The organism is Algoriphagus sp. Y33 (assembly GCF_014838715.1).
Classification (GTDB): Bacteria; Bacteroidota; Bacteroidia; order Cytophagales; family Cyclobacteriaceae; genus Algoriphagus.
Genome location: NZ_CP061947.1, coordinates 2402645 through 2417164 on the forward strand (window position 1 = coordinate 2402645; position 14520 = coordinate 2417164).

At 41.4% G+C, this 14520-nt stretch carries 12 protein-coding genes; 4 read left to right on the forward strand and 8 right to left on the reverse strand.

Going from position 1 to position 14520, the window contains the following annotated elements; translation table 11 throughout:
* Positions 1-4 precede the first annotated feature (4 nt).
* Both ID165_RS09770 and ID165_RS09775 read left to right on the forward strand, forming a co-directional pair.
* Complete coding sequence (locus ID165_RS09770; RefSeq protein WP_192350154.1) at positions 5-1342, forward strand: TolC family protein; 1338 nt, start codon at positions 5-7, stop codon at positions 1340-1342.
* 3 nt (positions 1343-1345) lie between these two features.
* Positions 1346-2656, forward strand: a complete 1311-nt coding sequence (locus ID165_RS09775; protein WP_192350155.1) for an efflux RND transporter periplasmic adaptor subunit — start codon at positions 1346-1348, stop codon at positions 2654-2656.
* Positions 2657-2790: 134 nt separating this feature from the next.
* Here the strand turns inward: ID165_RS09775 and ID165_RS09780 are convergent, their stop codons facing one another.
* Genes ID165_RS09780 through ID165_RS09790 form a run of 3 tightly spaced genes read right to left on the reverse strand, consistent with a single transcriptional unit; the run spans position 2791 to position 6155 of the window.
* Entirely contained in the window at positions 2791-3396 is a 606-nt protein-coding gene (locus ID165_RS09780) for a Maf family nucleotide pyrophosphatase (RefSeq protein ID WP_225587059.1), read from the reverse strand.
* Positions 3359-4657, reverse strand: a complete 1299-nt coding sequence (locus tag ID165_RS09785) for a DUF1015 domain-containing protein (RefSeq protein WP_192350157.1) — start codon at positions 4655-4657, stop codon at positions 3359-3361. Before ID165_RS09785 ends, ID165_RS09780 begins: the two co-directional genes overlap by 38 nt.
* A gap of 1 nt (position 4658) precedes the next feature.
* A complete protein-coding gene (locus ID165_RS09790; RefSeq protein WP_192350158.1) occupies positions 4659-6155 on the reverse strand; it encodes an acetyl/propionyl/methylcrotonyl-CoA carboxylase subunit alpha in 1497 nt (498 codons plus the stop codon).
* A 179-nt stretch (positions 6156-6334) separates the two neighbouring features.
* On the opposite strand from ID165_RS09790, the gene ID165_RS09795 reads away from it, so the two are divergent.
* Both ID165_RS09795 and ID165_RS09800 read left to right on the forward strand, forming a co-directional pair.
* On the forward strand, positions 6335-7585 hold the full coding sequence (locus ID165_RS09795) for an aminotransferase class I/II-fold pyridoxal phosphate-dependent enzyme (RefSeq protein ID WP_192350159.1): 1251 nt from the start codon (positions 6335-6337) through the stop codon (positions 7583-7585).
* 99 nt (positions 7586-7684) lie between these two features.
* Positions 7685-7861 carry a histone H1 gene (locus ID165_RS09800; RefSeq protein ID WP_057938062.1) on the forward strand — a complete coding sequence of 59 codons (177 nt, stop codon included), beginning with the start codon at positions 7685-7687 and terminating at the stop codon, positions 7859-7861.
* Between the two features lie 68 nt (positions 7862-7929).
* Here the strand turns inward: ID165_RS09800 and ID165_RS09805 are convergent, their stop codons facing one another.
* From ID165_RS09805 to ID165_RS09825, 5 genes are all read right to left on the reverse strand, one after another.
* Entirely contained in the window at positions 7930-9771 is a 1842-nt protein-coding gene (locus tag ID165_RS09805; RefSeq protein ID WP_370539745.1) for a M1 family metallopeptidase, read from the reverse strand.
* A 116-nt stretch (positions 9772-9887) separates the two neighbouring features.
* The gene (rfbB, locus tag ID165_RS09810) at positions 9888-10940 is read right to left on the reverse strand and encodes a dTDP-glucose 4,6-dehydratase (RefSeq protein ID WP_192350161.1); all 1053 of its coding nucleotides are present in this window, start codon (positions 10938-10940) and stop codon (positions 9888-9890) included.
* 1 nt (position 10941) lies between these two features.
* Positions 10942-11994: an NAD-dependent epimerase gene (locus ID165_RS09815; RefSeq protein WP_192350162.1), complete on the reverse strand. Its 1053-nt coding sequence runs from the start codon at positions 11992-11994 to the stop codon at positions 10942-10944.
* A gap of 130 nt (positions 11995-12124) precedes the next feature.
* Positions 12125-13291, reverse strand: coding sequence for a glycosyltransferase family 4 protein (locus ID165_RS09820; protein WP_192350163.1), 1167 nt, complete (start codon positions 13289-13291; stop codon positions 12125-12127).
* An 89-nt stretch (positions 13292-13380) separates the two neighbouring features.
* Positions 13381-14325, reverse strand: coding sequence for a hypothetical protein (locus tag ID165_RS09825; protein WP_192350164.1), 945 nt, complete (start codon positions 14323-14325; stop codon positions 13381-13383).
* Positions 14326-14520: the final 195 nt, after the last annotated feature.

Consider the following 14520-nt stretch of genomic DNA (forward strand, 5'->3'; position numbering starts at 1 on the left):
CACTATGAAAAAATTCCTACTAGGCTTTGCCTTGGCGGCAGGAATTGGTTTTTCGACTTTTGCTCAACAAGCAGCGATTCCTACCGGTCCTATTGACTTGGAAACAGCCGTTTCAATCGCCTTGGAAAACAACCTGACGCTGAAAAGAAGTGAACTAAACCAACTGACCAATGAGGCTACACTCCTTCAGAATCAGGGAGCGAGATACCCCAATCTTACAGCCGGCGGTTCAGCCAACTTCAACTGGGGTAGATCAATCAACCCAGCCACTAACCTGTTTGAAACTCAGCGAATCGGTAACATCAATTTAAATGCTTCCTCCAATGTAACAGTCTTTAATGCAGGAAGAATCAATAACACCGTTAAGCAGACTAAAACTGTAATGGAGCAAGGCTATTACACTATAGAATCAACCAAGAACAGTATTACGCTGGATGTAATTAACTTTTATGTCAATGTGGTATTCAATCAGGAGCAGGTTAAAATTGCCGAAAATCAACTAAATACCACTCAAGATCAACTTGAACGGACCATCAAGCTCGTAAATGCCGGTTCATTGCCTTACTCTGACCAGCTTGATCTGCAATCACAGTTAGCTACCAATAATGTAGACCTAATCAATGCAAAAGCTACTCTGAACGGATCAATGCTGACCTTGGCTCAGGCTTTACAAATCCCATATACGAGTGATTTCCAAATAAAGAAACCGGAATTAAGTGTAGATGATACATTTATGGTTTCTGAATCTTCAGCAACCATCTTCCAGACTGCAGTAGAAACGATGCCGGAAATCAAAGCAGCAATGTTGGGTGTGGAGAGTGCCGAATACGATATAAAAATAGCAAAAGCCGGGTACTCACCCACGTTGGCTATTGGCGCAAATTTGGGAACCAATTATGTGGATATATATGAGGACAAATTTGCAGATCAGCTTGACTTTAATTTTTCCCAATCAGCAGGCCTTCAGTTGAGTATCCCCGTTTTCTCCCGGTTTACCAACAAAGCAAATGTACAGCGTGCGAATGTTCAGAAAAAGCTGGCTGAATTAAGTGAGCTGGAAGCAAAAAACCAGTTGAGACAAGATATAGAAACTGCGTTTACAAACGCTTTGGCTTCAGAACAATCCTATCAGGCATCTCTCACCCGTATCGAAAGTTTGGAAGAATCATTTAGAATAGCTCAACAACGATTTGAATTAGGAGCTATTAACTCCGTCGATTTTCAGGTTGCTCAAAACAACCTATTTTCAGCTCAGTCACAGCTCATTTACGACAAATACACTTATATTTTCAGAGTAAAAGTTCTTGATTTTTACCTGGGTAATCCTATTAATCTCAACTAAGCCATGGCCAATAAGAAATCAAATAAGCTCTTGTATTACCTTCTTGGAGGTATAGTAGTCCTCATTATTTTTGCAGTAATCGCGCGAAATGCAGGCTGGGTAGGTGGTGATAAGGAAACTAAGGTCGAAATCACTGAGGTAAAAAAGACAGCAATAGTAGAAAAGGTAAGTGCTTCCGGTGAGATTCAGCCAGAGGTAGAAGTCAACCTAAGTCCCGACGTAGCGGGTGAAATCATCCAACTTAACGTAAAAGAGGGGGATTCTGTAGCTGTAGGAAAGCTTCTGGTGAAAATCAGACCTGACAACTTTATCTCTGCTTTGGATAGAACCAAAGCGAACTTCAACCAGCAGGAAGCTAACCTCTCCCAATCCAGAGCTGCATTGCAGCGGTCAGAAGCGCAGTACACGCAAGCGCAGCAAAATTTTGACAGACAAAAAAGGCTTTATGAAGAAAAAGCGATCTCAGTTGCCGATTTTGAGCAAGCTCAAGCTGATTATACATCTGCCCAAAAGGATCTGGAAGCTGCCAAGCAAAGCGTGCTCGCTGCAGAATATGTAGTAAAAAGTTCCCAGGCATCTGTAAACGAAGCTGAAGAAAACCTCCGACTCACCAATGTATACTCGCCTGTAAGCGGTATTGTTTCCAATCTTTTGGTAGAGCAAGGTGAGCGTGTGGTGGGTACTCAGCAAATGGCAGGAACAGAAATGTTGACTATCGCCGATCTATCCAGAATGGAAGTTCGTGTGGATGTAAATGAAAACGATATCGTGAGGTTGAGTCTCGGTGATACTACCATTATTGATGTGGATTCCTACGCTTATACAGGTAAGACTTTCCAAGGAGTAGTGACAAGCATTGCTAACACAGCTAACGTGAAAGCTTCAACTGATGCAGTAACTGAATTCAAAGTGAAAATCAGAATCTTGAATGACTCCTATCAAGACTTAGTTAATGAAGGCAAAAAATATCCTTTCCGTCCGGGAATGACTGCTTCTGTGGAAATCATTACGAATTCCAAAAACAGTGCCCTCTCCGTTCCGCTGGCAGCGGTTACTACCAGAGAAAATATGCAGGATACGTTGTTGACAGGAACTACACGTCCCAAAGAACTGGTGTTTATAAACGACGGCGGGGTGGCCAAACTAAAAGAAATTAAAACCGGAATTTCTGATTTCCAGAACATCGAAGTATTGGAAGGTCTGGAAGAAGGCGACCAAATCATTTCGGGACCTTACTTTATCGTAAGTAAAAACCTAAAAGAAGGTGATAAAATAGCACCAATAGAAGGTAAAATTACGACTGTTAAAAAATAATGGTGGCAAATGGCGAAAGATTTTTCACCACCATCAATCCAAAAATCCCTGTGAAAATCAATTCACAGGGATTTTATTTTTACTTTATTGGTACAAAGTCTGAAGACTAGCTCCAAATCAGTCACATTTTGCCCTTACCATTTTTTTAATTGGGCATACACCAAATGAAGTGGAAATCCCATCACATTATAATAGGAGCCCTCGATTTTCTCCACCCCCATAAATCCAATCCATTCCTGAATTCCGTAAGCCCCTGCTTTATCCATAGGTTTATAGTGGTGGATATAATGCCGGATTTCTTCCTCTTCCAGAAATCTGAAGGTTACAACTGTCTCATCTTCTAATGTGATCTGTCTAGCCTTATCTCTCAAGGTCACCGCCGTCATTACCGAATGAGTAGCTCCCGACAGACTTTTCAGCATATCAAAAGCTTCTTCTTCAGTTGTTGGTTTTCCGAGCACATGCCCGTTTTCTATTACCACAGTATCTGACGTGATAAGAATTTCATTATCTGCAAGTTCACCCACAAATGACTCAGACTTCAGTTTAGATAGATAAGCTGCCACATATTCTGCCTGAAGATCCTTCGGGATGGTTTCATCCACAGAATTCACCCTTACTTCAAACGTTACCTCCAACCCCTTCAATAATTCTTGCCGTCTAGGAGAATTGGAGGCTAATATGATTTTCTTGTCCTTGAGGTTACTCAAAAAAGGCTCCATAGTCGAAATCAAATTCATCTTGTTTAATACTGGCGAAAAGCAATCCGCCCAACGCTTTTGGATAGAAATAGGTGGATTTCTGTGGCATTACTTCACCGCTTCTACAAACCTTCAGAACTTGATCTAATTCTAATTCCCTGGTAATGACAGCAAAATCGGCCTTGCCTGACCGAACTTCCTGAATACATCTGGAAAAATTTCGTTCATAAACAATCTGATCTGAATTTCTCTGATCAGCAACCGGTATTCCCAAAATCCTTGCAAATAATACCTCATGAAGAACCGTAAGGTCCAACTGCCTAATACTCTCCGCTAAATGCTGATCGATAGTATCCATCATACCCGCTTTCAACTGTAGGGTATAGCACTCATCTCCCATTACCAGTCCAAAGGTATGAGGTTTATGAAATGCATACACTCCCAATTCTTCCGGATCAGCAAATTTTTTCACTTCAAACCACATGCTTATCCTTTCCAAAAGAACCCCGGATGACAATTCCAATCCATAGAACAAGCGATGAGTCGGTAAGATTTTAAGATGATTGCCACTGGTATTAGTCAAATACATTAAATGATAATCAAATCCTTTCCATCGTTTATCAGGCAATGCCCCCTTCATTGACTTCCTGTATTCGATAGCTCCTTCCAGTCTATGATGTCCATCAGCAAGGATCACTTGCTTGTTTTTCATTACTTTCAAAAAGTCCCCAATGATTAAAGGATCTTGGATCACCCCCATTACTTCCCTTACTCCTTGGTAATCTTCCAACTCATATAGGGGATTAGCGATTGCATCGTCCATGTAACTTTCGAGCTGCTCATCAATATCTTCATACAAACCATGGGTAGGGCTGGCCTGAATTTGAGTCTTTCGAAGCAGCTCAATCCTGTCGTTTACCGCAGAAGTTATGGTATTCTCATGCCTCAGAATTACTTCTTCGCTCCACTCATAAGCCTTGATTTGAGCAACAAATCCCTTTCTACAGCGCTCGCTATGCTCTCCCGGCAGACGAAAGTATTGATAATATACATAAATTCCAGGTTTCAGGTCTTGTTGTATAATACGCTCAGACTTCCATCTTTCCAGAGTTTCCAGAGCTTTTTCAGCAGGGCTATCTCCATGAGGAACAGAAAGATGTATGCTATTTAGAGGATTCTCATAGAGCAATTGTCGCTGTCTGGCCGAGACTACGTCAAACAGGGGAGCTGTCAATTCCTCCATCTGAGAAGTCAAAGACCCGGCATATCGCCACGCTTTAAGGGGTAATATTTCTGCCATCTTATTGTAACCTATTTCTCCAAGCTGATTCTTTGTTGGCAATTGATTCCGACGGCAAATGTCCTGTATACTTATTCTTGGTAAAGAACTCAACAGCCAAGGCAGAGATCAATTCCAATTCAGAATCAGAAAATTCATCCGCGAGAACCTCAGGATTGAAGTAGTTCTCAACAAATTTTGTGTCAAAAGATCCACTTACAAAGGCTGGGTGTGTGATTGCAAATTTGCAAAAACCAAGAGTTGTCTGAATGCCTACAATCTTATAATCCTCAATCGCCCGCACCATCTTCTCGATAGCTGAGGTTCGGTCTTCCGCATGGGTTATCAACTTGGCTATCATAGGATCATAATAGATGGGGATATCCATTCCCTCCTCAAATCCATCATCTACCCGAATCCCTGCGCCCTGCGGACGTCTATAGGTTTCAAGTTTCCCTATATCAGGAAGGAAATTATTTCCCGGATCCTCTGCATAAACCCTTACTTCCAAAGCATGTCCATTAATTTTCAGATCCTCTTGGGCAAAAGAAAGCGGTTTGCCCCCGGCAATTAAAATTTGCTCACGTACCAGATCCTTTCCTGTAATCATTTCCGTCACAGGATGCTCCACCTGAAGCCTTGTATTCATCTCAAGAAAAAAGAAATTCAATTGCTCATCAACGATGAATTCCACAGTGCCGGCACCATAATAATCACAAGCCTTGGCTACGCCTACTGCCGCTGCTCCCATGGCCTTTCTCATCTCGGGAGAGACCACTGATGAAGGAGCTTCTTCTATCACTTTTTGGTGCCTACGCTGAATGGAGCACTCCCGTTCAAATAAATAGACTATATTACCCTGCTGATCTCCCAGCACTTGGATCTCTATATGTCTGGGAGAGTTGATATACTTTTCTATAAAAACGGCACTGTCACCAAATGAGGATTGGGCTTCACTCACCGCCCGATGCATTTGCTCTTCAAATTCCGCTTCATTCTCCACTATCCTCATCCCTTTGCCCCCTCCGCCTGCGCTGGCCTTGATCAAGATGGGATAGCCGATTTCCGCTGCACGGGATTTTGCCTCAGAGAGATCAGAAATGGCTTCTTCCGTACCCGGTACCAAAGGAATGTCATACCTAGCCACTGCTTGCTTAGCTGCCAGTTTACTTCCCATTACCTCAATAGATTCCGGTGATGGGCCGATAAAAATCATACCTGCTTGCCTTACCTTTCTGGCAAAATCAGCATTCTCAGAAAGAAATCCATATCCGGGATGAATGGCATCCACCTCCAGTTCTTTACAAACTGAAATGATTTTATCTCCCAGCAAATACGACTGCGAAGAAGGAGAAGGTCCCAGACAAACTGCTTCATCAGCAAACAACACATGGGGAGAAAGTCTATCTGCCTCGCTGTAGACCGCAACTGTGGCAATGCCCATTTCTCTGGCGGTTCGCATAATACGCAAACTGATTTCCCCTCTATTTGCAATTAGTATTTTCTTGATTTCGGTCATTATCTCTTCCGTTAAAAGCTAGAATTTTGGGTTTCGGCTAAATAAAGAAAATAATCCGAGCTTTGTTAAGAAACGTTTGTTTCGACACCGTTTTTTGCTTGGCAGGCATTTAAGTTTTATTTTTGTCGGATTTTAATGAACAGATCATTAAATCCCTTATCACTTAAATTCGAAATGCTTTGGATCTATTTGCAAAATTAAAAATGAACATGGGCCCCTTGGGCAAACACTCTGAGTTTGCAGACGGCTATTTCTCCTTCCCAAAACTCGAAGGGGAAATTGCTCCAAGAATGAAATTTCAGGGGAAGAATGTTCTAACCTGGAGTTTGAATAATTACCTAGGCCTCGCAAATCATCCTGAAGTACGTAAAGCTGATGCGGACGCTGCCGCTGAATACGGTGCCGCCTACCCGATGGGAGCACGTATGATGTCAGGACAAACCAGTCTTCACGAACAACTAGAGGATGAATTGGCCGCTTTTGTCAAGAAAGAGAAAGCCTATTTATTGAATTACGGATACCAAGGTATCATGTCTGTGATAGACTCGCTTCTTGATAGAAAAGATGTCGTAGTATATGATTCGGAATGCCATGCCTGTATCATCGATGCCCTTAGAATGCACTTGGGTAAGCGATATGTCTTCCCTCATAATGACATTGAGAATTGCGAAAAACAGTTAGAACGGGCAACCAAACTTGCCAATGAAACCGGCGGAGGAATTCTTGTGATCACTGAAGGTGTTTTTGGAATGACCGGAGATCAGGGCAAGCTGAAAGAAATTGTTGAACTTAAGAAGAAGTTCGAGTTCAGATTGCTGATTGACGATGCGCATGGTTTTGGTACTATGGGTAAAACAGGCGCCGGAACAGATGAAGAACAGGGTGTACAGGATCAGGTCGATCTTTACTTCTCCACATTTGCAAAGTCAATGGCCAGCATAGGAGCATTCATTGCAGGTGATCCTGAAGTGATTTTATTCTTGAGATACAATATGCGCTCTCAAATTTTTGCCAAGTCTCTTCCGATGCTTCTGGTAAAAGGTGCATTGAAGCGTCTTGAGTTGCTGAAAACTCAACCTGAACTGAAAGATAACCTTTGGAAAATTGTAGGAGCCCTTAGAAAAGGACTTCATGAGAATGGTTTCAGCACAGGCAAATCAAATTCTCCTGTCACTCCAGTGGTGCTTAACGGTACAGTTGGCGAGGCTGCTTCACTGACCCAGGACCTACGTGAAAACTACGGAATATTTTGCTCTGTGGTCATTTATCCTGTAGTGCCAAAAGGAATGATTATATTGAGACTAATCCCTACTGCTGTTCATACACTGGAAGATGTAGAGGAAACGGTGACTGCATTCGCAGCAATAAAAGAGAAACTGACTAGTGGAGTGTATAAAAACTCTAAGCTGGCAATGTCCTTTGGAGAGTAAAAAAATCAAAAAATATGCCTTAAGAATTGATTTAGTAAGTATTTGGGCTATATTGAATTATAAATAACTTATCATCAACTTTAATAAAACACTTTTACTATGAGCAAATTTAGTGAAGTAAGCGAACTGGTGAATTCTCTTAAAGACGATTTTGAGAAGTTCTATGAAAAGGGAAATCAAGCTGCCGGTACACGAGTAAGAAAAGGAATGCAGGACTTGAAGAACATGGCCCAAGACATCCGTAAAGAAGTTCAGGACATGAAGAATGCAGGTTGATTCCAACAAATAAAAAAAGGTGACAGTTTTGTCACCTTTTTTTATGCGTAAAATTGAATAGGTGAAGCTTAATACTCCACCTTATTATTATCCTCATTGATATCCGCTAGTCTTTTGCTGGGATCAATCTCAATAGATTTAATAGTCTCCATTTTTTTGTTGATTGTAATTGTCTTGGTCAGATTAGTCCAAGGCCAATCTTCCGAAATAATCCTCGTCGCAGCACTGGCTTCAGGAGATTTTTCTCCTCTCATGATTTCCAAAGGTAAGTAGACCATCTCTGAACTACCGTCTGTATAGGTAATCACCACATCTATAGGCATAGGCATAAGTCCTATCCGCTCCAACGTAATGTCTGTTTGCTCACCCTGTGCGGTCACCTTCTTGATACCGTAATCAATGGTTTTGGTCGTGTACACAAAGTATTCCTTGTACCAATCCAACTCCAACCCACTTTCCTTTTCCATTACACGGACAAAATCATTTACATTGGGATGCTTAAAACCCCAGGTATTAAAGTAGCTCAACATTCCTTTGTCTCTGACTTCATCACCGATGATGTAACCCAGTTGAGCTAAAAAAACAGCGCCTTTGGCGTAGGCAGCAGTACTGTAGGCCGCATTGGTATGGTAGTGATCAGCATGTGTGCTCATGGGTTCTTCCTTCCCTGAGCTCACCAATCTATAATACCCCATATACGAACCTCTTAGAGGTGCTTCACTCGGCCTAAAGATAGCTGACATAGCAAGAGATGTGGCATAACTTGTGAATCCTTCATCCATCCAAGGATAAAGCGCTTCGTTAGTCGCCAATACTCCCTGAAACCAGCTATGGGCCAATTCATGCACCATTACTCCTACCAGACTATTAAGGTTGCGGCCGCCGGTCACAAGTGTGGACATAGGATACTCCATTCCACCATCTCCACCCTGGATTACAGAGAACTGCTTGTATGGGTATTGCCCAAAATGTTCAGACATATATTCTATAGCCTTGGGAGTATATTCTTTCAGTTTCTCCCAGTTTGCCGTGACATCATTGGTGGGAATATACAGGTGATGGACAGTAATACCATTGGTCATTTCTACCTTATCGTGACGGTATTTGGGATCAGCAGCCCACATAAAATCATGAACTTTAGGTGCCTTGAAATGCCAAGTCAGCTTATCGCCTTTGGTTTGTGGAACTTTTGTTCCTTCATCCTCATACCCATGACCTATTTCATTTGGATTCTGTAAATATCCGGTTCCACCCAGCATATACGTTTTGTCGATAGTGATTTTCACATCAAAATCACCCCAAATGCCATAAAATTCACGTCCGATATAAGGATTTGCATGCCAGCCCTGCTCGTCATATTCAGACATCTTGGGATACCATTGAGACATGGAAAACCTCACACCTTCCTCACTGTCTCTTCCCGATCTCCGAATCTGCAAAGGAACTTGTCCGCTAAAATCCATTTCAAATTTGACATCAGAGTTGGGTAGAATAGGTTCTCTAAGCTCCACTTCCAAAATAGTCCCCACTTCTTTATATTCAACAGCTTTTCCGTTCATCGTTAAGCTATTTACCCTTAAATAACCTATTTCATCAGGTTTTAATTTACTGATGCGATCACCAACTCTGCGATCCGGATCGGCAATGTTCCTGGATCTTTCATCCATCATACTGCCTGGTTGAAATGCATTGTAGTACAGATGATAGAATACACGGTGTAAAGTATCCGGTGAATTATTGGTATAAACCAGTACCTGAGTCCCTTTATACTGATTTGTATTAACGTCCATCTCGACGTCCATCTGATAGTCAGCAGCCTGCTGGAATCTTCCCGTTTGGGCAAAGGTTCCGCTGCTAAGTACCATTAAAAGAAAAAGCCCGTAAATAGGCTTAACCAAATTAATCTGCATAGTCATGAAATTTTTACAAAGAAACCCAATTACAAAAGCCTTCACAAACCACCCGTAAAAAACAATGGCACCAAGACTAATCCAGGTGCCATCATTTGTAATTAAATGTAATTAATTTAATTGTTGTAGTGTTTGGCATAATATTCCTGATAAGCTCCCGAAGTCACATGATCCAACCAATCTTGGTTATCAAGATACCAATCTATTGTAAGCTCAATTCCTTCTTCAAACTGTAAACTAGGCTCCCACCCCAATTCTTCATGAATCTTCGTAGCATCAATTGCATAGCGCAAATCATGCCCCGCACGATCTTTTACATAAGTGATCAATTTCTCTGAAGTTCCTGCCTCTCTGCCAAGCTTCTCATCCATTTTGGCACAAAGTAGCTTTACGATATCAATATTTTTCCACTCATTGAAACCACCAATATTGTAGGTCTCTCCTTCTTTTCCTTTATGGAAAACTGTATCAATTGCTCTTGCATGATCTTTTACAAAAAGCCAGTCCCTAACATTCTCACCCTTTCCATATACGGGCAGTGGTTTGTTGTTTTTGATATTGTGAATACAAAGCGGAATCAATTTCTCGGGAAAATGATTCGGCCCATAATTATTTGAACAGTTAGATATCACCGTTTTCATTTTATATGTATTGGCATAAGCCCTGACAAAATGATCGGATGAAGCCTTTGAGGCAGAATATGGTGACTGCGGATCGTATGGGGTAGTTTCCAAAAAGAATCCACCGTCATGCAGTGACCCATACACTTCATCTGTGGACACGTGGTAGAACAAATGGTCAGTAAGGTTTTCTTTCCAAAATTCCTTCGCAGCATTCAGCAAATTCACCGTTCCAAACACATTTGTTTTCACAAATGCCAAGGGGTCTGTGATGGATCTGTCCACATGAGATTCAGCCGCCAGATGAATTACATCAGTAATGTTATGTTTTTCAAGTATTGCTGTTAGTGCAGCTGCATCCTGAATATCTGCTTTTTCAAAGATGTAATTTGAAGCCCCTTCTACAGCTTTCAGATTCTCAAGATTCCCTGCATAAGTCAATGCGTCCAGATTGACAATCATATAATCCGGATACTTCTCGACGAATAGTTGTACAACGTGGCTGCCGATAAATCCGGCTCCACCTGTGATCAAAATTGATTTGCCCATCTTATTTTTTGTAGTAGTCTAAATACCAATCGGTGAAAGATTTTACACCTTGATCAATGGGTGTGTCCGGCTTATAGCCTGTATCCCTAACCAAATCCGAAACATCAGCATGCGAAGCAGGCACATCGCCCGGCTGCATAGGGAGCATATTCATTTTCGCTTCCTTACCCAATCCCTTTTCTACCGCATGGATATAATCCATCAACAAAACCGGAGCAGAATTTCCGATATTATACACTTTATAAGGTGCCTTAGAACTTCCGGGATCAGGGTTTTGGCCGTCAAACTCAGCATTTGGGGTAGCCGGCCTATCTGCAACTTTAATCACACCTTTTACGATGTCATCTATGTAAGTAAAGTCCCGCTTCATATTGCCATAGTTGAATACCTGGATTGGTTCATCTTTCAATATGGCTTCAGTAAACAGAAACAATGCCATATCCGGTCTTCCCCAAGGGCCATAGACCGTGAAAAACCTTAATCCGGTTGTGGGAATGTTAAAAAGATGGCTGTAGGTATGAGCCATTAATTCATTCGATTTCTTGGAGGCTGCATACAAACTAATGGGGTGATCTACCGAGTCGGAGGTGGAAAAAGGCATTTTTTCATTCGATCCATAGACAGAGCTGGAAGAAGCGTATACCAGATGCTTGACCGGATGAAAGCGGCAGCATTCCAATATATTCAAGAAAGCCACGATATTGCTCTCAATGTACACTTCCGGATTTGTCAATGAATAGCGTACACCCGCCTGTGCAGCCAGATGAATTACCACATCAAATTTCTCTTGGGCAAAAAGTTGCTCAAGGGGTGCTTTGACGGATAGATCTAACTGAATAAATCTATAGCCCCGGATATTGTCCGACTGGACTACTTCACCTTTCTTGACCAAACTTCGTCTAATTCCCATACTGTCCAAGCGGGCATATTTCAGATTGATATCGTAGTAGTCATTGACTATATCCAACCCAACTACTTCATCTCCCCTCTTCAAAAGTTGCTTTGCAACGTGAAATCCTATAAATCCGGCAGTTCCGGTGACCAGGTACTTCATCTGTTTATAGTTTGTTTTTTAATGGTCAGATGGAATCTCGCCAGATGAATAATCATCCCCTCATGTGTCGTTTGCATCATGCTCGATTTCATAGATAAAAATTCAAATTTTATTAAGTGCTAAATATACGCTATTTAGCTTTATCTGCACTGTTTAAAGCAGTTTGGTATTGAGCAAAAATTTCATTCTGAACCTTAGTACGCTCGTAATTCCCGCAAACTTCCAGAAATAGATTATCAGCCAATTCAGCCATTTTATCACGCTTCACATAGGCAAATTCTAAAGCTTCTTTCAATATTTCCACATTTTTGACGGGAAAAATCAGGCCTGTTTTCTGCTGTGTAATCACATCCGTATTGCCAATGATATCAGAGCAAATTACAGGCAGTTCCATAGCTCCTGCTTCTAAAAGAACATTAGGAAATCCCTCTCGATGAGAAGGGTGGACAAGTACATCAGCCAATGCAAGGTAATGGGCAACATGATCCGACCAATCTATCTGAACAATTCTAGGGTGATCGGTTATGATTTTTATGGTTTCCGGATTAAGCGGGTTTAGGTCCTGCTCAAAGCTGCCTAGAAGTACCAGCTTGGATTTGCTTACGATCTTCGAACTTAGGAAAGCATCTACCAATTCCTGGATCCCTTTGTCCTTAACCAATCTCCCAACCGAAAGTATAATAAAATCATCCTCTCCCGGTAGAATCCGCATTGTAGCAGCTACCAGATGATTTTCTTTCAGAACGCCCCGGTTGAAATTATCCAGATTCACTCCATTGGAAGACCCTTTGCCAATTACGGTCAATTTCTCCTTAGGACAGAGGTTATTCTCTATTACAAAATTCTTCAGCCCATTGGAATTGGGCCAGACATGGGTGGCATTGGAATAAGTTAATCTTTCTATTTTCTCCAGCAGTCCTCTTTTGCCTCCTTCTGCAGCCATGTAGGGAATACCCGCAAGTGTGTGGATTCTCACCTGCACTCCAGCCAACTTTGCGGCAATCATCCCCAAGAGACCGGCTTTCGGGGTATGTGTATGCACGATATCAGGTTGCTCTTTTTTGATCAACTGATACAGTTGCCACAGACATTTCAAGTCTTGGAAAGGAGTGATTTTACGGGTAAATGGAATAATCTCATGCCTAGCTCCTTCAGCCTTGATTACTTGAGGAAGCTCTCTACCATCGGCACTTACCATCAATACATCCCAACCCTGCTCCCTTATAAACTTCATTTGCCCGGCAAGTAATAACTTGAGGGATATCGGAACAGTGGTGATTCGAATAAGTTTCGGCATTAAAACGGGATTCTTTTAGGGGCGCAAAGGTAAGGCTTTTGAGTATTTTATCCCTGATAAAATGCAAATGCTATTCCAAAAAGGCCTTTTTATAGAATTTCAATTGTGCGAATTTCAACTTTGATTTTCTGGTCAGACCCAACATTTTTTACTTCTTTCGAGAAAATTGGCCAACCCCAACCATGAATCACGGAGACATTTTCTACTGTATTTGAAAGTTTGCCAACCTCAGCCATAAATCCATCCAACTCTACCTCAGTAGCATTTGGCATCATAGTCTTCAAAACCAATCTGGTTTCGGAAGCTAATTGTTCCGGGTTCGCTTCCGAAAATGACACTATTTTATAATCATTGTCCTCGGGAAAAATCTCCTCCAATAAAATGTACACTTGCGTTTCCAACCTGTCCTTTCCCAGCACATTTGGTGAATTTATTATCCCAGACAATTCTTCTCCAAGTTTATATTCACCACCATGAAAATTCAGGAATTGCAATACATCTTTGATACTTTGTGTTTCGATTGAATTCTTACTTCGATAACTTATAAAAGTCTGATCTACCATTTGGTTGATCTGAGGGATGTCACCAAAAGCCGATTTGAGCGTGTCGCCAGCTTTTCTATAAAACTCACTTATTTCCTCCCAATTAATCACTTCTTGAAAAGAACCATATTCATCAGTTCTAAATTTCACCTCTGAACCCTCCGAAATTGTGAGCATCTTTTCTACATAGGGTTGATATAGTGTATCTCTTTCACCTAGGTCAAAGACAAAATCTCTATAAGTCCAAGACACATCGTATTTCGTGGCTGTACTATCCAAAATTTCCATATCCACCACATATGCTATCTTATTCCATTTGCTGGTGTCATTTTCAATAATTTCAAATGACTCATATGTAATTTGGTAGGAGGTGATTTCCTTATTCTCCCAATAAGCAATTGTCCGCACAGTGGAATCTTCCATGTTAATCTGGGAATATGTAAACTGAGAAACGATCAACAGATTTACCAGAAGAATTAATTTTCTTTTCATAACCATTCAATAAAGGTGCAAGGATAGTCAATTTTTTAATCCCAACTACGCTCTGGCCAATCAATGATTATCCGCAGTCTTACTTCTCCTTAATTCCTTTGTTTGAAAGGTTTGAGCACTGTTACACTAATACTGTAAGGCAAAATATACCGAAGTGACCTTATCTCGGCATCAGGTAAATTCCTTTTTAGTTTT